Annotated in this window: 16 protein-coding genes and 1 riboswitch; of the genes, 11 read left to right on the top strand and 5 right to left on the bottom strand. The window is 71.3% G+C overall.

What is annotated here, in order from left to right; all coding sequences use genetic code 11:
• Positions 1 to 152 precede the first annotated feature (152 nt).
• From KALB_RS29690 to KALB_RS29680, 3 genes are all read left to right on the top strand, one after another.
• On the top strand, positions 153 to 1,280 hold the full coding sequence (locus tag KALB_RS29690) for a nucleotide disphospho-sugar-binding domain-containing protein (protein ID WP_025359318.1): 1,128 nt from the start codon (positions 153 to 155) through the stop codon (positions 1,278 to 1,280).
• Positions 1,281 to 1,426: 146 nt separating this feature from the next.
• Positions 1,427 to 2,422: a S1 family peptidase gene (locus KALB_RS29685; protein WP_025359317.1), complete on the top strand. Its 996-nt coding sequence runs from the start codon at positions 1,427 to 1,429 to the stop codon at positions 2,420 to 2,422.
• Positions 2,423 to 2,893: 471 nt separating this feature from the next.
• A complete protein-coding gene (locus KALB_RS29680) occupies positions 2,894 to 3,493 on the top strand; it encodes a LysM peptidoglycan-binding domain-containing protein (RefSeq protein ID WP_025359316.1) in 600 nt (199 codons plus the stop codon).
• A gap of 33 nt (positions 3,494 to 3,526) precedes the next feature.
• Here KALB_RS29680 and KALB_RS29675 read toward each other — a convergent pair whose 3' ends face one another.
• The 3 genes from KALB_RS29675 to KALB_RS29665 are packed head-to-tail and all read right to left on the bottom strand — an operon-like array spanning position 3,527 to position 6,219.
• Positions 3,527 to 4,117, bottom strand: a complete 591-nt coding sequence (locus KALB_RS29675; protein WP_025359315.1) for an FMN reductase — start codon at positions 4,115 to 4,117, stop codon at positions 3,527 to 3,529.
• Positions 4,114 to 5,199 carry an LLM class flavin-dependent oxidoreductase gene (locus KALB_RS29670; protein WP_025359314.1) on the bottom strand — a complete coding sequence of 362 codons (1,086 nt, stop codon included), beginning with the start codon at positions 5,197 to 5,199 and terminating at the stop codon, positions 4,114 to 4,116. Before KALB_RS29670 ends, KALB_RS29675 begins: the two co-directional genes overlap by 4 nt.
• A 27-nt stretch (positions 5,200 to 5,226) precedes the next feature.
• The gene (locus KALB_RS29665) at positions 5,227 to 6,219 is read right to left on the bottom strand and encodes an Lrp/AsnC family transcriptional regulator (protein ID WP_025359313.1); all 993 of its coding nucleotides are present in this window, start codon (positions 6,217 to 6,219) and stop codon (positions 5,227 to 5,229) included.
• Between the two features lie 97 nt (positions 6,220 to 6,316).
• Between KALB_RS29665 and KALB_RS29660 the strand changes: the two genes are divergently transcribed.
• A complete protein-coding gene (locus tag KALB_RS29660) occupies positions 6,317 to 7,639 on the top strand; it encodes an MFS transporter (RefSeq protein WP_030110018.1) in 1,323 nt (440 codons plus the stop codon).
• Here KALB_RS29660 and KALB_RS29655 read toward each other — a convergent pair.
• Entirely contained in the window at positions 7,636 to 9,276 is a 1,641-nt protein-coding gene (locus KALB_RS29655) for a helix-turn-helix domain-containing protein (RefSeq protein ID WP_052360495.1), read from the bottom strand. The genes KALB_RS29660 and KALB_RS29655 overlap by 4 nt on opposite strands.
• 82 nt (positions 9,277 to 9,358) lie before the next feature.
• Here KALB_RS29655 and KALB_RS29650 point away from each other — a divergent pair, with 82 nt between their 5' ends.
• The 7 genes from KALB_RS29650 (at position 9,359) to KALB_RS29620 (ending at position 18,954) form a co-directional block, all read left to right on the top strand.
• Entirely contained in the window at positions 9,359 to 10,741 is a 1,383-nt protein-coding gene (locus tag KALB_RS29650; RefSeq protein ID WP_025359312.1) for an FAD-binding oxidoreductase, read from the top strand.
• Positions 10,738 to 12,144, top strand: a complete 1,407-nt coding sequence (locus KALB_RS29645) for a carboxylesterase/lipase family protein (RefSeq protein WP_025359311.1) — start codon at positions 10,738 to 10,740, stop codon at positions 12,142 to 12,144. Before KALB_RS29650 ends, KALB_RS29645 begins: the two co-directional genes overlap by 4 nt.
• Positions 12,145 to 12,264: 120 nt before the next feature.
• The gene (locus KALB_RS29640; RefSeq protein ID WP_025359310.1) at positions 12,265 to 12,666 is read left to right on the top strand and encodes a roadblock/LC7 domain-containing protein; all 402 of its coding nucleotides are present in this window, start codon (positions 12,265 to 12,267) and stop codon (positions 12,664 to 12,666) included.
• The gene (locus tag KALB_RS29635; protein WP_025359309.1) at positions 12,663 to 13,157 is read left to right on the top strand and encodes a GTP-binding protein; all 495 of its coding nucleotides are present in this window, start codon (positions 12,663 to 12,665) and stop codon (positions 13,155 to 13,157) included. The genes KALB_RS29640 and KALB_RS29635 overlap by 4 nt, the downstream gene beginning before the upstream one ends.
• A gap of 38 nt (positions 13,158 to 13,195) precedes the next feature.
• A riboswitch (S-adenosyl-L-homocysteine riboswitch) is annotated at positions 13,196 to 13,275 on the top strand.
• A 9-nt stretch (positions 13,276 to 13,284) separates the two neighbouring features.
• Positions 13,285 to 16,911 carry a methionine synthase gene (metH, locus tag KALB_RS29630; RefSeq protein WP_420811810.1) on the top strand — a complete coding sequence of 1,209 codons (3,627 nt, stop codon included), beginning with the start codon at positions 13,285 to 13,287 and terminating at the stop codon, positions 16,909 to 16,911.
• A gap of 76 nt (positions 16,912 to 16,987) precedes the next feature.
• Positions 16,988 to 18,007 (top strand): LysR family transcriptional regulator, encoded by a 1,020-nt coding sequence (locus KALB_RS29625; RefSeq protein WP_236650053.1) that lies wholly within the window; start codon positions 16,988 to 16,990, stop codon positions 18,005 to 18,007.
• A 5-nt stretch (positions 18,008 to 18,012) separates the two neighbouring features.
• Positions 18,013 to 18,954, top strand: a complete 942-nt coding sequence (locus KALB_RS29620; protein WP_025359306.1) for a LysR family transcriptional regulator — start codon at positions 18,013 to 18,015, stop codon at positions 18,952 to 18,954.
• On the opposite strand, the gene KALB_RS29615 is transcribed toward KALB_RS29620, so the two are convergent.
• Entirely contained in the window at positions 18,955 to 20,067 is a 1,113-nt protein-coding gene (locus tag KALB_RS29615; protein ID WP_081789593.1) for an HNH endonuclease signature motif containing protein, read from the bottom strand.
• Between the last annotated feature and the right edge of the window lie 118 nt (positions 20,068 to 20,185).

Raw genomic sequence — 20,185 nt, 5'->3', positions numbered from 1 at the left:
GGCAGCACCCCGTTGCCTGACCCGAATGGTGGAGCACCAAAGTTGTGATCGCGGCTTCTTTGGTTGTCGCACAGGAAGAACTGTTCAGAACTGGTGTTAGCTTCGAGGCAGTCACCGAGCAATCCTCACTGACTCCTGGGGGAGCACCTGCGATGCGCGTGCTGATCACCTGCCTGTCCGCACACGGACACCTGTTCCCGATGATCTCCACCGGCTGGGCGCTGCGCGCGGCCGGGCACGAGGTGCTGATCGCCACCTGCGGTGGGCTCGCCCCGGTGGAGCGCACCGGGTTGCCGGGCGTGGACATCGTGCCGGACCTGGACATGGGCCTGCCCGAGGGGGCGGAGGTCGGGCGGGAGCCGACCCCCGACACCCCGGAGGACCCCGAGCACCCGTGGGCGCGCTTCTTCGCCTTCATGGCGGAGACGATGATCGAGGGCCTGGTGCGGGTCGTCGAGTCCTGGCGGCCGGACGTGGTGGTGCACGAGGAGACCCTGCTGATCGGCTCGCTGGCCGCGATCCACGCGGGCATCCCCTCGGTGGCGCACGGCATCGGCCTGGCGCACAACCTGTCCGGGGCCGAGGCGTTCTTCCGCCCGCAACTGACCCTGTTCCGCCGCTACGGGGTGCGGGGCCTGCCCGCACCGAGCGCGGTGATCGACGTCAGCCCGCCGAGCATGGGCTCGGTCCAGGGTGCCTGGCCGATGCGGTACCTGCCGTACAACGGCTCGGGCATGCTGCCTGGCTGGCTGTTCACCCCGCGGGACCGGCCGCGCATCGCCGTCACGCTGGGCACCTTCACTCCGCACCTGGCCGGTCTCGGCCCGGTGGAACGCGTGGTGGCCGCCGCGGAACAGACCGAGGCCGAGTTCGTGCTAGCCCTGGACGGGGCGGACATCTCGGCGCTGGGCGAGCTGCCGCCCACCGTGCGCGTCACCGGCTGGGTCCCGCTCAACTCCCTGCTGGCCACCTGTGCCGCGGTGATCCACCACGGCGGTGCGGGCACCACCATGACCGCCATCGACGCGGGAATCCCGCAGCTCGTGGTGCCGCGGGACGGTGATCAGCCGCTCAACGCCGCCGCCGTGCACGAGCGCGGACTGGGTCTGCTCGCCACGCCCGAGGAGGTGGACGCGAAGCTGGTCGACGCCCTGCTGCACGACCCGGATCTGCGCGCCGCCGCCGGGCAGGTGCGCGCGGAACTGCACGCCATGCCGCCGGCCGCCACCGTGGTTCGGCAGATCGAGCTACTGGTACAGACCAAAACAGTACTTTCGTAGGGTGGGGTGCCCTCCTCAGGTGGTCCTACGTTGTAGGAACGCGCGCGTTCGGTTGCACTCCCTGACTCGCAACAGAACGGAGATGGCCAATGTTCCCTGCACGCCATCGAGATCTCGCGAGGCGCTGCGCGATCGCCGCTGCCGCGGTGACCGCGACCGGAGCGTTCCTCGCCGTACCGGCCTCAGCGGGCACGCCCCTGCAGGCCAGGCAGGCCGCGACCCTGGGCACCGAGCTCAGCTCCACGCTCGGTGACCGGACCGTCGGCTCCTACTTCGACCAGGCCACGTCCCGGCTGGTGGTCACCGTCACCGACGCGGAGGCCGCCAACCAGGTGCGTGCCAGGGGCGCCGTGCCCCAGCACGTGTCCTACCGCGCATCGGAACTTGCCGCGGTCACCGCGGAACTCGGCCGCAGCGCGAGCATTCCGGGTACGGCCTGGCGCGTTGACCCGCGTTCCGGCCAGGTTCTGGTCACCGCGGACGCCACGGTCACCGGGGCGAAACTGGACAAGGTCACCGAGGTGGTGCACGGCTTCGGCGCCAAGGCGCGGCTCAAGCGGACCAGCGGGCACCTGCGCCCACTGATCAGCGGCGGCGACGCCATCTGGGGCCAGGGCCTGCGCTGCTCGCTGGGCTTCAACGTGCACGACTCCAGCGGCAACCCGGCCATCCTGACGGCTGGGCACTGCGGTGTGGCCACCAACGACTGGTGGGCGGATTCCTCGAACTCCCAGCACATCGCGCGCACCCAGGGGGCGAGCTTCCCCGGCCACGACTACTCCTGGGCGGCCTACGACTCCGGGGTGGACGCGCCCAGCGCGATCAACACCGGGCAGCAGATCACCGGTGCCGGTGAGGCCACCGTGGGCGAGCAGGTCACCCGCTCCGGGTCCACCACCGGGGTGCACTCGGGCTCGGTGACCGGCCTGAACGCCACGGTCAACTACCAGGAGGGCTCGGTCAGCGGGCTGATCGACACCGATGTCTGCGCCGAACCGGGCGACAGCGGGGGCTCGCTGTACGACGGCGGCACCGCGATCGGGCTGACCTCGGGCGGCAGCGGGGACTGCAACTCCGGCGGGGAGACCTTCTTCCAGCCGGTGCCCGCCGCGCTCAGCGCGTACGGCCTCACCCTGCCCTGATTCCGGTACCCGCCACGGCCGTGCTCAGCAGGCGCGGTCGTGGCGGGTTCGGGCGACACGCTGAAGTGCCTCCCACAGTCGCATGTCAAGTGTGCTAATGCGGGGTCTAAACCCCTGTTTGCCCGGTCACACCAATTCGGGTGATTCCGACCCGAGTCGGAGGTGAAGTGAGTGTGAGATCGACACGCGGGTGGACCAGGGAAAATGCGCAACGCACTCACCTGTTTGCCTGGTTCGCCGCGCTGGCAGCAAATCCAGCTTTCCTCTCGCCAATTCCGCTGGCAGCTCTTACCTTCTCCCTCGGCAGTAACGAGAAGTCGTTGCTGCCAGGTCAGACCGGGAGAGCAAGCGCCGAATCCTGTCCACCAGCGCTCCCGGCCGCGTTGTCAAGTGAAGGGATGCTGCCGGACAGGGACGACGAGCTGGACTCGGTTTCGGGTCGGGCAGCAGGCGCGGTGGCAACTGACGCACATGTCCTCCTGTCGAGGCAAGCGTGACATCCGCACCACCCTGGGGATCACCGTCGCCGGACTGCTCGGCGTCGCGGCTCCCCTCTTCGTGACCAGCGCCACCGCGCACGCCGTGGACTGGGACGCGATCGCCGCCTGTGAGAGCGGCGGAAACTGGCACACCAGCACCGGGAACGGCTACTACGGCGGGCTCCAGTTCACGCCGGGCACGTGGCACTCCAACGGTGGCAGCGGTATGCCCAACCAGGCCTCCCGCGAGGAGCAGATCCGGGTCGCCGAGAACGTCCTGCGCAGCCAGGGAATCGGCGCCTGGTCCAGCTGTGGCGCGAGAGGAGCGCACGGGGCGACCGCACCCGCACGCCGGAGCGCGCCCGCGCCCTCGTACAGCGCTCCGGTGCAGGCCAGCGCGCCCGCCGCGCAGGGGCCTGCCTCCACGAGCAATCCGGCCGGTGACTACACGATCAAGGTGGGCGACACCCTCTCCTCGATCGCGCAGGAGATGAAGGTCGAGGGCGGCTGGCAGTCCTTGCTGGACAAGAACAAGGGCTTCCTGACCAATGCGGACCTGATCTTCCCCGGCGACAGAATCCTCACGAAGTAGTCCGCGGGAGCGGGGACCGGGCACGGTCCCCGCTCACCCGTTGCCCGCCAGCAACTGCTCGAACGGGACCACGTTCTCGTACGGATCCTGACGAACGGGTTTCGGCGTTCCGGCAACGAGGTTCGCCAGTTCCCCGCCCGCCAGCCCGATCCGGTCGGTGAGCTGGCCGCCCCAGTCCTCCGCCGCCGCGTACACCGCGGTCGGCACCACGGCCGCCCGCAGGTAGGCGAACAGCGGGCGCAGTGCGTGTTCCAGCGCGAGCGAGTGCCGCGGCGTTCCGCCGGTCGCGCCGATCAGCACTGGCTTGCCCGCCAGCGAATCCGGCTCCAGCACGTCGAAGAAGGACTTGAACAGGCCGCTGTAGGAGGCGTTGAAGATCGGCGTCACCGCGATCAGCGCGTCCGCCCCGACCACGGTGTCCACCGCCTCGCGCAGCGCGCCCGCGGGGAAGCCGGTCAGCACCGCGTTGGCCACCTCGTGCGCCAGGTCCCGCAGCGCCACCACGTGGATCTCGGCCTGCCCGCCCAGCGCCTGCCCGGTGGCCTGCGCCAGCCGCTCCGCCAGCAATCTCGTCGAGGACGGCTCGCCGATCCCCGCCGACACCACCGCCAGCCGGTACGTCATGCCCTGACCTCCTGTCGTGCCGCGAGCAGGCTCGCGTGCGTCGGGGCCTGCGGCACGTGTGCCGGTCGCAGCGCGTCGTACTCCTTGCGCAGCACCGGGATCACTTCCTCGCCGAGCAGGTCCAGCTGTTCCAGCACGGTCTTCAGCGGCAGGCCCGCGTGGTCGATCAGGAACAGCTGCCGCTGGTAGTCGCCGAAGTCCTCGCGGAAGCGCAGGGTCCGGTCGATCACCTGTTGCGGGCTGCCGACGGTCAGCGGGGTCTGCGAGGTGAATTCCTCCAGCGAGGGTCCGTGCCCGTAGACCGGGGCGTTGTCGAAGTACGGCCGGAATTCCTTGACGGCGTCCTGGGAATTGCGCCGCAGGAAAACCTGTCCGCCCAATCCGACGATCGCCTGGTCCGCCTTGCCGTGCCCGTAGTGCTCGTAACGTTCCCGGTACAGGCCGATCAGTCGCTGGAAGTGGTCGGCGGGCCAGAAGATGTTGTTGGCGAAGAACCCGTCCCCGTAGTAGGCGGCCTGCTCCGCGATCTCCGGGCTGCGGATCGAACCGTGCCACACGAAGGGCGGCACCCCGTCCAGCGGGCGCGGCGTGGCGGTGAAGCCCTGCAACGGGGTGCGGAAGCGCCCCTGCCAGTCCACCACGTCCTCGCGCCACAACCTGTGCAGCAGCGCGTAGTTCTCCACGGCCAGCGGGATGCCCTGGCGGATGTCCTGGCCGAACCACGGGTACACCGGCCCCGTGTTGCCCCGGCCCAGCATCAGGTCCACCCGGCCGTCGGCCAGGTGCTGCAACATCGCGAAGTCCTCCGCGATCTTCACCGGGTCGTTGGTGGTGATCAGCGTGGTGGAGGTGGACAGGATGAGCCGCTCGGTCCTGGCCGCGACGTAGCCCAGCATGGTCGTCGGCGAAGAGGGCACGAACGGCGGGTTGTGGTGCTCACCGGTGGCGAACACGTCCAGGCCCACTTCCTCGGCCTTGAGCGCGATGGCCACCATGGCCTTGATCCGCTCGGCCTCGGTCGGGGTCCGGCCCGTGGTCGGGTCGGTGGTCACGTCGCCGACGGTGAAGATCCCGAACTGCACGGCTGCTCCTCTCTGGTTGTTGAGCTCTCAACTACTGGGCTTCAACCTAGCACGGGCCGGCGGTATTCCCGCTGGTGGGGTGATCGGGCTGGCGGCCTTCAGGGTGCGCAGCACGGGGGCCGTCTCCAGGGTCTGGATCCCGTCGAGGCTGCCGAGCCGCCGGGTGAGGTAGTGGTGCAGGGCAGCCGGGTCGCGGCACAGCGCGTGGGCGACCAGGTTGGTGGGGCCGGTGGTGGCGGCGACGAAGGCGAGCTCCTCGTGCTGTGCCAACGTGCTGGCGACCGCGTCCAGCCGGGAGGGGGTGATCGACATCCAGAGCAGCGCGGCGGTGCTGGCGCCGAGCAGCCCGGCGCTGATCTCCACGTCGAAGAAGATCGCGCGGGCCGCCCGCAGGGCGGCGAGCCGGCGGGCGACGGTGGACTGGGACCAGCCCGTGGCCCCGGCCAGTTCCGCGTGGCTGGCGCGCCCGTCCCGGCCGAGGGCGCTCAGCAGCGCGCGGTCGTCCTCGGTGATCGGCTGGGGGCGGGCGGTGTGGCTGGGGGTCAGCTCGCGCTGCTGCTCCTCGCTGAGCGCGGCGACGTGCCCGTGCCAGGCCGAGGGACCGCCCAGGTAGGTGTGCAGCAGGTAGTGCGCGGACACCGAGGTGATGCTCGCGGTGCGCGGGATGTCGTGCAGCAGAAGGGAATGCCCGGCCGAGTCCGGGGCGTGCACGATGGCGACGATCTCGGTGCCGCCGGAGGCGAGCTTGACCCAGGAGGTGTCCGGGCGGCGGGCCAGGGCCTGCGCGAGGTCCTGGGCGGTGTGCGGGCTCGCGGTGAGCCGGGCCAGCCAGCGGGCCTGCCCCGCGCGGTCGGCGTCGGGCAGGCCGACCACCCGCAGTCCCGCCTCGGCGCGCAGCCTCCGGTAGCGGCGGGCCACCGTCTGCGTGGACACCCCGAGCACCGAGGCGATCCGGCTGAACTGGGCCCGGCCGTCGAGGTGCAGGGCGTGGATCAGACCCTTGTCGATCTCGTCCAGCATGGAACTATTCTGCACATGCCGGGGTGCGAGTGGAACTTTCGGTCTGATTCGTGCGGATGAGTGGAACCATTGGCCAGCGGTCCGCAGGCTCGGCGCCATGACAACAGTGCTCTACCGGTGGCGCTGGGCGGCACTGGCCGCCCTGCTGACCGCCGAGGCGATGAACCTGCTGGACTCGACGATCGTGCAGGTCGCCGCGCCGGTGATGCACGCCGACCTGGCCGGGCCGGAGTCGGACATCCAGTGGTTCAGCGCCGCCTACACCCTGCCCTTCGCCGTGCTGCTGATCACCGGCGGGCGGCTCGGCGACCTCGCGGGCCGCAAGCGGGTGTTCCGCCTCGGGGTGGCCGGGTTCGTGCTCGCCTCGCTGTGCTGCGCGCTGGCTGGCACGGCCTGGCTGCTGATCACCGCGCGGGCCGTGCAGGGCGCCGCCGCCGCTCTGATCATCCCGCAGACCTTCGGGTTGATCCGGAGCATGTTCGAGGGCCCCGAGCTCTCCCGCGCGCTGGGCAGCATCGGCCCGGTCATGGGCCTGGCCGCCATCTGCGGACCGGCACTGGGCGGCATCCTCACCCACGCCGACCTGTTCGGCTCCTCCTGGCGCTCGGTGTTCCTGGTCAACCTCCCGCTGGGGCTCGGTGTGCTGGCCGCGACCCGCCTGCTGCGCGAGGACCGCGCCGAGCACCGGCCACGCCTTGACCTGCTCGGCACGGGGCTGGTGGTGCTCGGCGCCGGGCTGGTGGTCTACCCGCTGATCCAGGGCGGCGACTGGGTACTGTTCGCGGCGGGTTCCGCCGTGCTGGCGGTGTTCGCGGTGCAGCAGCGCAAGGGCAGCCTGGTGGAGCGGACCCTGTTCCGCAGCAGGGGATTCCCCGCCGCGCTGGTGAGTTCGGTGCTGTTCTTCGCCGTCATGAACGGGCTCATGCTGGTGGTGGTGCTGCAACTGCAACTGGACCTGCACGCCGACGTGCTGACCTCGGGGCTGACCATGGTGCCCTGGTCCTGCGGCATGGCGGTGGCCTCCTGGGTGTCGGGCGCGTACCTGGTGCCACGCCTGGGGAATCGGGTCATGCACCTCGGGCTGGCCGTGCTGCTGCTGGGGCTGCTGGCGGCGATCGCGGTGTACGCGGGAACCCCGGCGGGCAGCTACCCGTGGCCGCTGCCCGGCGCGCTCACCGTGTGCGGACTGGGCATCGGCCTGTTCACCACCTCGTTCTTCACCTCCGCGCTGCGCCAGGTCCGTCCACAGGAGACTGGTTCGGCGGCCGGTCTGCTCAACGCCGTGCAGCAGTTCGGCGGCGCGCTCGGGGTCGCCGTGCTGGGCAGCGCCTTCCTCGGTGGCACAGCACAAACCGCGTGCTGGGTGGCGGTGGTCGCACTGCTGGTGACCGGGCTCAGCTCCGCGCTGATGAGTGGCTAGCCCGGCACCACCCGCAGCAGCACCTGGAGGTCCAGTGCTCGCGGGTGCTCGCGCCAGCCGGGGCCGAGCAGGGCGTCGAGGTGGCCAAGTCGTTGGTACAGCGTGTTGACGTGCACGCCGAGGGCCTGCGCCGCGGCGGCGGCCCGCCCACCGCTGTCCAGGTAGGCGCGGACGGTGTCCAGCAGCGGCACACCACGCCGCTCCTGCTCGGCGAGGACCGGGCCGAGCGCGCGCTCGAACTCGGCGTGCAGCTGCTCGCGCCCGGCATGGGTCAGCAACACCCGGTAGATGCCCAACTGGGCGGCGGTGCACGACTCACCCTCGCGGCCCAGGGCGAGCAGCGCGTCCAGGGTCTGCTCGGCCTCCTGGTAGCAGCGGGCGAGCTCGCCGGGGTTGGCGGCCGGTCCCGCGGCGCCCACGGTGTGCCGACCCGGCGGCCACTGGGCGAGCAGGTCCTCCGCCGACTCGCCGGGCGCCACCAGCACGAGCCGGTCCCCGCTGCGGGCGAGCACACCGCCGGTCGGCACACGGGGCGGCTCGGTGCCGGGAGTCGTGAGGAGCACGCAGTGTGGGCGGGACGGGTCCAGGCCCAGGGCGCGCATCCGCTGGCCGTCCGCGGCGGGGCGGGTGAGCAGGTCGATCACCTGGGTGTCGCGGGTGAGCCGACTCGCCTCGGCCGCGGCCCGCTCGCGCAGCACCGCGAGCGCCAGCACCGGGGCGGCCCGCTCCAGCAGCAGCCGGTCCCCGGCGCACACCTGCTCGCCGACCAGCACGAGCGAGCCGAGCACCAGCCGGTCCGCCCGCACGGTGCACACCACCTCACCCTCGGCCCGCTCCTGGCCAGGCAGGAACCGCACCTGCCCCGCCACCGAGGCGGCCACCTCCGCGACCAGGTCGTCCACCCCGCCGCCGCGCAGCACCACCTCGGTCAGCTGCCGGTCCCAGCCCAGGGTCCGGGCCAGTTCCGCGTTGGCCTCGTTGAGCCGGTGCAGGGTCACCGCGTTGTCGATCGCCACGGCCGCGTGCGCGGCCAGCGCGGTGAGCAGGGCGACCTCCTCCTCGGTGAAGTGCCGCTCCTGCCGCTTGCAGGCGAACAGCGCGCCGAGCACCCGCCCGCGCACCGTCAGCGGCACGCCCAGCAGGGCGCGGATGTTCTCCGCTGCGGCCACCTCGTCGGCCACCGGGTGGTGCTCGAAGGACACGGCCGCGGCGTACTCACAGGTCCAGATCGGTCGTGCCCCGGTGACCACGGCGCCCGCGATGCCCGCCGCACGCGGCAGGCGCAGCCCGAGCAGCTGCGGGGTGAGCGCCCCGCTGGCCACCTCCATCACGAACTGCTCGCCCTGCACCAGCCCGATGTAGGCCAGGTCCACGGCCAGCAGCCGACGGGCCTGCTCGGTGACCTCGCGCAGCAGCTCACCCGGCTGGTGCAGCCCGGCGAGGCGGCCCGCGATCTCGTTGAGCGCCGACAGCTCGGCCGCCCGCTGGCGTCGCTGCGCCAACAGGGCCCTGACCTGGAGAGCCGCCCGCGCCTCGCGCTCCACCTGCTCGGCGGGCAGGCCCCGCGCGAGCAGCCGGTCCCGGTGGGCGGCCAGCGCCTGGGCCGGTTCCTCGGCGAGCAGCAACTCCAACCACATGGGAGGAGTATCCACTCAACCGGGCGAACAGTGGGCGGTTCGTCCATCGGCAGACCCCGGTGAGCGGGCCTAGCCTGATCTTGTGCTGATCGAGGACCTGCTGGCAGGGCTGCCCGAGGAACGCGTGGTCCGCGACCCGGACGTGCTGCGCGGCTACGCCCACGACGAGGCCGAGTGGGCGCCCTGGGAGCTGCCCGCGGTGCTCGTGCGCCCGCACAGCGCCGAGGAGGCGCGGACCGTGGTCCGGACCTGCCTGCGCCACCGGGTCCCGGTCGTCACCAGGGGAGCGGGCACGGGGTTGTCCGGCGGGGCCAACGCGCTGGCGGGCTGCGTGGTGCTCAGCACCGACCGGCTCACCGCCATCCGCGAGATCAACACCGTGGAGCGGCTCGCCGTGGTGCAGCCCGGGGTGGTCAACGAGGACCTGCGCGCGGCCTGCGCCGAGCACGGGCTGTGGTACCCGCCCGATCCGGCCAGCTCCCCGTGGTCGACCATCGGCGGCAACGTGGCCACCAACGCGGGCGGCGTGTGCTGCGTCAAGTACGGGGTGACCCGCGACTACGTGCTGGGCATGCAGGTGGTGACCGGCACGGGTGAGCTGGTGCGGCTGGGGCGGCGCACCGCGAAGGGCGTGGCGGGCTACGACCTGGCGGGCCTGCTGGTCGGCTCGGAGGGCACGCTGGGCGTGATCACCGAGGTGACGGTCCGGCTGCGCGCCCAGCGCGCGCCCGAACGCACCGTGGCCGGCTACTTCGGCTCCACCGGCGCGGCGGGCGAGGCCGCGGCGGCGATCGCGGCAGCCGGGGTCGTGCCCTCCGCGCTGGAACTGGTGGACCGGCACTGCCTGGCCGCGGTGGACGCCTGGAAGAACATGGGCCTGAGCGCCGACGCCGAGGTCGTGCTGCTCGGCCGCACCGACGCGCCGGGCGCGCTGGGTGAGCACGAGGCCGCGACCATGCTGGACTGCTTCGAGCGGGCCGGGGCGAGCTGGGCCGTGCAGTCCAGCGACCAGGCCGAGGCCGACGCCCTGTTCGCGGCCCGGCGGCTGGCCTACCCGGCGCTGGAGCGGCTCGGCCCGGTGCTGACCGAGGACGTGTGCGTGCCCACCGGGGCCGTGGCGCGGATGCTGGGCCGGATCGAGGCCGCGGCCCGGCGGCACGACACGCTGATCGCCAACATCGCGCACATCGGGGACGGCAACCTGCACCCGCTGCTGATCACCCCGCACGGGGACGAGGCGGCGCGTGCCAGGGCGCAGGCCGCCTTCGAGCAGATCATCGCCGACGCGCTGGACCTGGGCGGCACGGTCACCGGGGAGCACGGGGTCGGTCTGCTCAAGCGCCCCGGGCTGGACCGCGAACTCGGACCGGTGGTGCTGGACATGCACCGCGCGGTCAAGCAGGCACTCGACCCGCACGGGATCCTCAACCCCGGCAAGGTCTTCGACGAGAGGAACAGCACGTGACCGAGCCCGTCGTCCGCACCACCTCCGGCCAGGTCCGCGGCGAGCAGGTGGCCGGGGTCAGCCGGTTCCTCGGCGTGCCCTACGCCGCGGGGCCCGTGCGCTTCGCCGCCCCGGCGCCCGCCCCGGCCTGGCCGGGCGTCCGCGACGCGCGGCGCCCCGGGCCCACGGCCCCGCAGAACCACCGCGAGTTCCCCGGCCTGGACGCCTCCGTGCTGACCGGCACCGGTTGGCGGCCCGGCCCGGACTACCTCTGCGCCGACGTGTGGACCTCGGACACCGGCGCGGGCGGCCTGCCGGTGATGGTGTTCGTGCACGGCGGGGCCTTCGTCGGCGGCACCGGCTCGGCCTCCTGCTACGACGGGGCCGCCTTCGCCCGCAACGGGGTCGTGCTGGTGACGATCAACTACCGGCTGGGCATCGAGGGCTGGCTGCCGGTGGACGGCGCCCCGGCCAACCTCGGGCTGCTCGACCAGATCGCCGCCCTGCGCTGGGTGCGGGACAACGCCGCCGCGTTCGGCGGGGACCCGGACAACCTCACCGTGTTCGGCGAGTCCGCCGGGGCGGTCAGCGTGGCCTGCCTGCTGCGCTCTCCCTTGGCGCAGGGCCTTTTCCGGCGCGCGATCGTCCAGAGCGGACACGCCGAGATGGTCCACGCCCCCGAGCAGGCCAAGCTGCTCACCGAGCACGTGGCCGGTCAACTGGGCGTGGCCCCGACCGCCGAGGCGCTGCGCACCGTGCCGGTGCAACGGCTGCTGGCGGTGCAGGAGGCGTTGGCCGTGCGGGGCCCGGACCTGCGCGACGCCAGCGGTGCCGCCCCGGCGCACGGCATCGCCTCGTTCCTGCCCGTGCTGGACGAGGAGTCGCTGCCCGAGCGGGCCGAACCGTCCACTGTGGACCTCATTGTGGGCAGCTGCGCCGAGGAGATGCGGCTGTACCTGGTACCGACCGGGATGATCGACGCACTCGACGAGCAGCAGGCGATCGCCATGCTCGCCAGGACACACCCCGAGCCGGAGGCCGAGCTGCGCCGCCACGGCCTGGGCACCGACGGCCGTTCACCCGGTGAGGTGTTGTCCAGCACCATGACCGACCTGGTGTTCGCCGACGGCGCGCGCCGGTTGGCCGCCGAGCACGCCGGGCAGGCCTTCCGCTACGAGTTCGGCTGGCGCTCCCCGCAGTTCGGCGGGCGGCTGGGCGCCTGCCACGGCGTGGAACTGCCCTTCGTCTTCGACAACCTCGCCGCCGCCTCGGGGCCGCGGGGCCTGGTCGGCGAGCGGGCCCCGCAGGAACTGGCCACGCAGCTCAACCGCGCGTGGGTGGAGTTCGCCCGCACCGGACGGCCCGGCGAGGTCGGGCACAGCGCGCTGACCTGGCAGCACGTCGAAACGCACTCGGGCGAATAGTTCAACGGGGACAACGGAAATCTGTCACCTGTACGAGTGGACAGTGTCCGAACTGCTGGCAGTTCCAATCACAGCACGTTAGGAAGGTGCGCCTAGGGGCCACTCTGAGGAGCACAGCACGTGAGATCGTCCGAGGACTACCACCGGCTGGTCACCGAGTTCACCCGGTGCACGCCCGGCGCTGAGCACAGTGTCGTGGTGTCCAGCGACGGCCTGCTGCTGTGCACCTCGGACCCGCTGGCGGCCGACCGCTCCGCGCAGCTGGCCGCCGTGGTGTCCGGGCTGGTCAGCCTGGCCGACGGTGCCTCGGACGTGATCGACGGCGGCGCGGTGCGGCAGGCGGTGGTGGAGATGCGCCGCGGCGTGCTGCTGCTGGTCTCGCTGGGCCGGGGTGCCCGCCTGGCGGTGCTGGCCGGTCAGCATGCCGACATCGCGGTGCTGGCCCGCGCCGCGGTGGAGCTGTCCGAGGGCCTGTCCGCACTGCCCACGCCCGACCCGCGCGAGAACCTGGTGGCGTGGTGAGACGCTCCACGAAGATCGTGCTGGCCGGCGGGTGCGGCGCGGGCAAGACCACCTTCGCCAGCGCCGTCTCCGAGATCCCGCCGCTGACCGCCGAGAACACCGACTTCGGCCGGATCAGCCTGGACACCGAGCTGGTGCTCTACCTGTTCGGCACGCCGAGCCGGTTCTGGTTCACCTGGGACGACATCTCCGGCGGGGCCATCGGCGCCGTGGTGCTGGTGGACACCAGGCGGCTGGCCGACTGCTTCGCCGCGATCGACTACTTCGAGCACCGCGGCCTGCCCTTCGTGGTGGCGCTCAACCACTTCGACGGGCACCGGGGGCGCACCGCCGAGCAGGTCCGCCAGGCGCTGCGGCTGGGCCCGCTGGTGCCGGTGCTGGACTGCGACGCGCGCGACCGGGAGTCCGTCCGGGACACGTTGATCGACCTGGTGCGGCACGCGATGCGTTGTCAAGGCGCGTTCCAGCCCGTGGGCGCACTGTCCGACTAGGGGTTCGCGCAATCATGCTTTCCGGTATCCTCCATGTTCAGGTCGAGAGGCGCTGCAACGGACCAAGGCGGTCCGCCACGCTCGACCGGACCCACCCGGACAAGGGCGCCTCCGATTCCAGTCGGAGGTGTACGGATTGAGCAGTTCCACCAGTCTGCGAGCGTTGCTTGACCAGCGGATCGCGGTGCTCGACGGCGCTTGGGGCACGATGTTGCAGGGCGCCAAGCTGACCCCCGAGGACTACCGGGGCGATCGGTTCGGCAACCACACGCACGACGTGACCGGCGACCCGGACCTGCTCAACCTCACCCGTCCCGACGTGATCCTGGACGTGCACCGCCAGTACCTGGACGCGGGCGCCGACATCACCACCACCAACACCTTCACCGCCACCAGCATCGGCCAGGCCGACTACGGGCTGGAGAAGCTGGTGCGGGAGATGAACGTGCGGGGCGCGCAGCTGGCCCGGCAGGCCGCCGACGAGGCTGGTGGCCGGTTCGTCGCGGGCTCCATCGGGCCGCTCAACGTCACGCTCTCCCTCTCACCCAAGGTGGAGGACCCGGCCTTCCGCGCCGTCAGCTTCAACCAGGTCCGCGACGCCTACGCCGAGCAGATCTCCGCGCTGGCCGAGGGCGGGGTGGACCTGCTGCTGGTCGAGACCATCTTCGACACGCTCAACTGCAAGGCCGCCATCGCCGCCGCCCGCGAGGTGGCGCCCGAGCTGCCGCTGTGGATCTCGGTGACCATCGTGGACCTGTCCGGGCGCACCCTGTCCGGGCAGACCGTCGAGGCGTTCTGGAGCTCCATCGAGCACGCTGACCCGCTGCTGGTGGGCGTGAACTGCTCGCTGGGCGCCAAGGAGATGCGCCCGCACGTGGCGGAGCTGTCCCGGCTGGCGGGCACCTACACCGCCTGCCACCCCAACGCGGGACTGCCCAACGCCTTCGGCGGCTACGACGAGACCCCCGAGCAGACCGCCGAGATGCTGGCGGAGTTCGCCGACTCGGGCATGGTCAACGTGGTCGGCGGCTGCTGCGGCACCTCCCCGGCGCACATCGGCCGCATCGCCGAGGCCGTGCGCGGGCGGCCCGCCCGGCAGGTGCCCAGCCCGGCGCCCACCACCCGGTACAGCGGCCTGGAGCCGTTCAGCATCGGCGAGGACACCGGGTTCGTCATGATCGGTGAGCGCACCAACGTCACCGGCTCGGCGCGGTTCCGCAGGCTGATCGAGGGCGACGACCACCAGGCCGCCGTGGACGTGGCCCTGGAGCAGGTGCGCGGCGGTGCCAACCTGCTCGACGTCAACATGGACGCCGACCTGCTCGACAGCGAGCGGGCGATGACCACCTTCCTGAACCTGATCGCCACCGAGCCCGAGGTGGCCCGCATCCCGGTCATGATCGACAGCTCGCGGTGGACCGTGCTGGAGGCCGGTCTGCGCTGCGTGCAGGGCAAGGGCGTGGTCAACTCGATCAGCCTCAAGGAGGGCGAGGAGCAGTTCCTGGCCCAGGCGCGGCGCATCCGCGACTACGGTGCCGGCGTGGTGGTGATGGCCTTCGACGAGCAGGGCCAGGCCGACACCACCGAGCGCAAGGTGTCCATCTGCGCCCGCGCCTACGACCTGCTGACCCAGCAGGCGGGCTTCCCGGCCGAGGACATCATCTTCGACCCGAACGTGCTCGCCGTGGCCACCGGCATCAGCGAGCACAACGGCTACGCCAAGGCCTTCATCGACGCGCTGCCGCTGATCAAGCAGCGCTGTCCCGGCGTGCGCATCAGCGGGGGCATCTCCAACCTGTCCTTCTCCTTCCGCGGCAACGACGTGGTGCGCGAGGCCATGCACTCGGCCTTCCTGCTGCACGCCGTGCGCGCGGGCCTGGACATGGGCATCGTCAACGCCGGTCAGCTCGCGGTGTACCAGGACATCCCCGCCGACCTGCTGGAACTGGTCGAGGACGTGCTGTTCGACCGCCGCGAGGACGCCACCGACCGGCTGGTGGCCTTCGCCGAGACGGTCAGCGGCAAGGGCACCAAGCGGGCCGTGGACCTGTCCTGGCGCGAGCAGCCGGTGCGCGAGCGGCTGGCGCACGCGCTGGTGCACGGCATCGTGGACTTCATCGAGGAGGACACCGAGCAGGCGCGGCTGGACTGCGCGCGCCCGCTGGAGGTCATCGAGGGTCCGCTGATGGACGGCATGAAGATCGTCGGCGACCTGTTCGGCTCCGGCAAGATGTTCCTGCCCCAGGTGGTCAAGAGCGCACGGGTGATGAAGCGCTCGGTGGCCTACCTGGAGCCCTTCATGGAGGAGGAGAAGGAGCGGCTGCGGCTGTCCGGCCAGGTGCGGACCACCAGCGGGCAGGGCAAGGTCGTGCTGGCCACGGTCAAGGGCGACGTGCACGACATCGGCAAGAACATCGTGGGCGTGGTGCTGGGCTGCAACAACTACGAGGTGATCGACCTGGGCGTGATGGTGCCCGCCTCGGTCATCCTGGACACCGCCGTTGCCGAGGGCGCCGACGCGATCGGGCTGTCCGGCCTGATCACGCCCTCGCTGGACGAGATGGTCTCGGTGGCGGGGGAGATGCAGCGCAGGGGCCTGAAGATCCCGCTGCTGATCGGCGGGGCGACCACCTCCCGCCAGCACACCGCGGTGCGCATCGCCCCGGTGTACGACAAGACCACCGTGCACGTGCTGGACGCCTCGCGGGTGGTCGGCGTGGTCTCCGACCTGCTCAACGCCGACCGCGCCGAGCAGTTGGACACCGACAACCGCGCGGAGCAGGCCCGGCTGCGCGAGCAGCACGAGAACCGCCAGCAGCGCCCGCTGCTGAGCGTGGCCCAGGCCCGCGCCAACCGCGAGGAGGTCTCCTTCGCCGAGCTGCCCACCCCGGCGTTCACCGGGCTGCGAGTGGTCGAGCCGGACCTGACCACCCTGCGCGAGATGGTGGACTGGCAGTTCCTGTTCCTGGCCTGGGAGCTCAAGGGCAAGTACCCGGCCATCCTGGAGCAGCCGGTGGCCCGCGAGCTGTTCGACGAGGCCAACACCCTGCTGGACCAGATCATCGCCGAGGGCAGCTTCCAGGCCAGGGGCGCCTACGCCTTCTGGCCCGCGCACAGCGAGGGCGACGACATCGTGCTGGAGTCGGGGGTCCGCTTCCCGATGCTGCGCCAACAGACCGAGAAGCCCGAGGGCAGGGCCAACCGCTGCCTGGCCGACTACATCGCCCCCGCCGGGGACCACCTCGGCGGCTTCGCCGTGGCCATCCACGGCGCCGAGGAACTGGCCGCCAGCTACGAGGCCAGGCAGGACGACTACAAGGCGATCATGGTCAAGGCCCTGGCCGACCGGCTGGCCGAGGCCTTCGCCGAGTACATCCACCTGCAAGCCCGCAGGGACTGGTTCGAGCCCGACGCGCAGCCGCTGCTGGAGGACCTGCACGCCGAGCGCTTCCGTGGAATCCGGCCCGCGCTGGGCTACCCGGCCAGCCCCGACCACAGCGAGAAGCAGGCCCTGTTCGACCTGCTGGAGGCCGGTGAGCTGGGGCTGGGGCTGACCGAGTCCTTCGCGATGACCCCGGCGGCCAGCGTCAGCGGGCTGATCTTCGCCCACCCCGAGTCCAAGTACTTCACGGTGGGCCGGATCGGCCGGGACCAGATCGAGGACTACTCCGCCCGCCGCGGCATGCCGCAGGCCGAGGTGGAGCGCTGGCTGCGCCCGAACCTGGCCTACGAGCCGGAGGTTACCAACCAGTAGCCTGCAATCGGCGGTAGCAGCGACACCTGGTGGCCGAATACCAAGGGCTATGGAGTTACAGGTCCGCCACCTGAGAGTGATCCGCGCCATAGCCCAGGAGGGCAGCCTCAACCGTGCGGCTGCCAGCCTGGGCATGGCGCAGCCCTCGCTCAGCCACCAGCTCCGCCGCATCGAGCGGCTGCTCGGCGGTCAGCTGTTCGACCGCGACCAGCAGGGCACCCGTCCCACCGAACTGGGCCGCCTCGTGCTGGCCAGGGCCAAGGCCATCGTGCTCGCCTTCGACGAGATCGAGCGCGACTTCCGCCGCCAGCAGCCACATGCCGCCGATTTCGTGCGCATCGGCTGGAACGACAGTGCGCTGACCGCTCAGCTGCTGGACTGCGTGCAGGTCGTGCTGCCCGGGGTCGCCGTGCGCACCAGGGCCGACGTGTCCCGGCTGCGGCTGCTCACCCAGTTGACCAACCGCTGCGTGGACGCCGCCCTGGTGATGATCTGCGGTTCGCGCCCGCTGTCCGTGCCGCCCGGGGTGCGCACCACGGTGATCGTCGAGGAGCCCGCCTTCCTCGCGCTGCCCGCCGCGCACCCGCTCGCCGCCCGCGCCGAGATCGCGCTCGCTGAGCTCGCCGACCAGGACTGGATCGTCTCCAGTTGCGGGGACGGCTGCCGGGTCGTGTTCCGCGAGCTGTGCCAGGCGCACGGGTTCTCCCCACGCATCGCCCACGACGTGGACACCGACTCCGCCCGCGAGGCCCTCGTGCTCGGCGGCTACGGGGTCGGCCTCATGCAGCCCACCCGCCCGCAGCGCCCTGGCCTGGCCATTCGGCCCCTGTCCGGCACGCCCATGCTCGTGCGGCATGTGCTCGCCTGGCGCGAGGAGAGCACCCTCGCGTTCTGCGCCGACGAGATCGCCGTGGCCGCCACCGAGGCGTACTGGGACCTCGCCCGCCGTACTCCGCACTACCAGCGCTGGCTGGATAACGGCACGACAGCACCAAGCGGCACTAGTCGGCAGCTTGCTCTACACGGCAGGGTGAACTCACCCTGCCTAGGAATTGAGGAGTCCGCCGTGTCCCGAGCCACCGCTTCCGCCACCTGACGGCCGTGCAACTGGAAGTCCACCACCTGCGTCTCGTGCAGGCCATCGCCGAGTCGGGCACCCTGTCGCGGGCCGCGACGGCACTGGGCGTCACCCAGCCCGCTGTCAGCGCCCAGCTCAAGCGCCTCGAGCGGATGTTGGACTGCCGGTTGTTCGACCGCACCGAGAACGCCGCCGTACCCACGCCGATGGGGGAGCTGCTGCTGCGTCGCACGGCCGCCGTGCTGCCGCTGATGGAGCACCTCATCGAGGAGGTCGAGCCGTGCACGGTCGCCGCGCGGGCACCCCAGGTGCTCCGCGTCGGCGCCGTGTGCAGCGCCATCGTGCCGCACCTGCCCACTGTGGTCGCCACCGCCTGTCCCGGCTCCACCCCCTCCGTGCTCAACGACGACTGCTGCGCCACCCTGCTCGGCCTGCTCGCCCAGAACCGCCTCGACCTCGCCCTGTACAAGGAGTACCCCGGCTTCGAGCAGGAGGTACCCGACGGCGTGGACACCGCGCTGGTGATCGAGGAGCCCACCTTCGTCCAACTCGCCCGCGACCACCCCCTCGCCTCCCGTGCCACCGTCACCCTCGCCGACCTGCGCGCCGAACGCTGGGCCCTGCCCCCCGTCTCCTCCGCCCGCTTCCACGAGTACTTCAACGACGCCTGCGCCCGCTCCGGCTTCACCCCGATCCTCGACCAGACCGCCACCGAGGTCGTCGTGCTGATGGCCGTCCGCTGCGGCGCCGTCGGCCTCATCCAGCCCGCCTGCGAGGAGAGCCGCGACGTCGTCGTCCGCTCCCTCGCCGGCGACACCCTGCCCCGTCGCCACCTGCTCGCCTGGCGCCGCAACAGTTTCATGGCCACCCATTGGCGCGCGATGCTCGACGCCGCGATCGAGGGCTACTGGACCGAGGCCGCCCTCTCCGAGGTGTACCGCCGCTACCTGCCCCTCATCCGCTGATCACGTTTGTCTTCGCCTGAGCCAGTTCGGTGGTGTGAATTCCGGCCGTCCGTTGGTGATTCGTACTGTCCAGCCGCTGTGGTGGATCAACCTGTGGTGCATTCCGCACAGCAGCACCAGGTTGGACAGTGCGGTGTCCCCTCCGTTCGCCCAGTGGGTGATGTGGTGCGCGTGGCAGGTGCTGGGTCGTCGCCTGCATCCCGGGAATGCGCAGTGTTTGTCCCTGACGATGAGTGCTCGTCGGAGGTGGGGTGGCACGGTGTAGCTGATGCGGCCGATGTCGAGTGGTTCGGAGTTGCTGCCCAGTACCACTGGGAGGATCTTCGCGTCGCAGGCGAGTCGGCGGATCGCTGATGGGGCGAGTTCGGTGGTTCCTGTGCCGGTTTTTAGCGTGTGCCAGTCGATGGTCACTGCGATGTGGGGGCGTTCCCCACCCTCCGTCGGCGTGGTGCTGGTTTCCAGTAGTTCCGCGAACGCGTCTCCTTGTCGTTCGGGCAGGGTTCGTGTGTCGTGGGCGTCGTGTGGTTTCGCCAGCGGGCTGAGGATGGCCCCCAGCAGTGCGCCGGTCTCCGCGTCCAGGCACCCCTGGAACCGCACTGACCCGTCCCGCCGTGTGTCGTAGCGGAACTCGCGTCGGGGATGGGCGAGTTCGTCCTCGCTCGGTAGCGCCCCGTCGGGGTCCAGCCGGTTGACGATCTCCCGGCCCAGTGGCACCAGGTTGGAGGCGTCCAGTGTCTGGGCTGCTGCTGCCAGGACCTCGACAGCCTGCTCCCGGTCGGCCGCACCGATGTGTGGCGGCAACTCCCGCAGTACCCGGTTGATCACCGAAAGTTGTTCAGGCTCAAGTGGAACCGGCACCGAAACAGCCGCATGCACAATCCTCTGCTTCGCCTCCCGCTTGCTGACAAGCAGAACACTCCGCAGCAATTCACTCAAGCTCGGATACCCCACCCGCTCCGCCACACCCCGCGCATCCGCCTCCGCAACCAACCCCAACACCTTCGCATAGGCTTGCCGCAGAACCACTTCCGCGTCCTGCAACTCACCCAACAGCTCCGCGTCCCCCAACCGCCACAACCCTGCGGCATGCCGAGTCTCCACGAATGCTGTCATACCAACAATTCTACCCCCGAAATCGCACCAAAACCGTTGCCCACCAATGGCTACCCATGTGGGTGACCAACCCCGGGTTGGTTTTGTGCGGGTAGCGGCGGCCTTACGCTGGCTGGCG

This window comes from Kutzneria viridogrisea DSM 43870, assembly GCF_000525635.1.
Classification (GTDB): Bacteria; Actinomycetota; Actinomycetes; order Mycobacteriales; family Pseudonocardiaceae; genus Kutzneria; species Kutzneria viridogrisea.
Note: the sequence above shows the minus strand (reverse complement) of the source record. Positions and strands in the feature narration are given on the sequence as shown.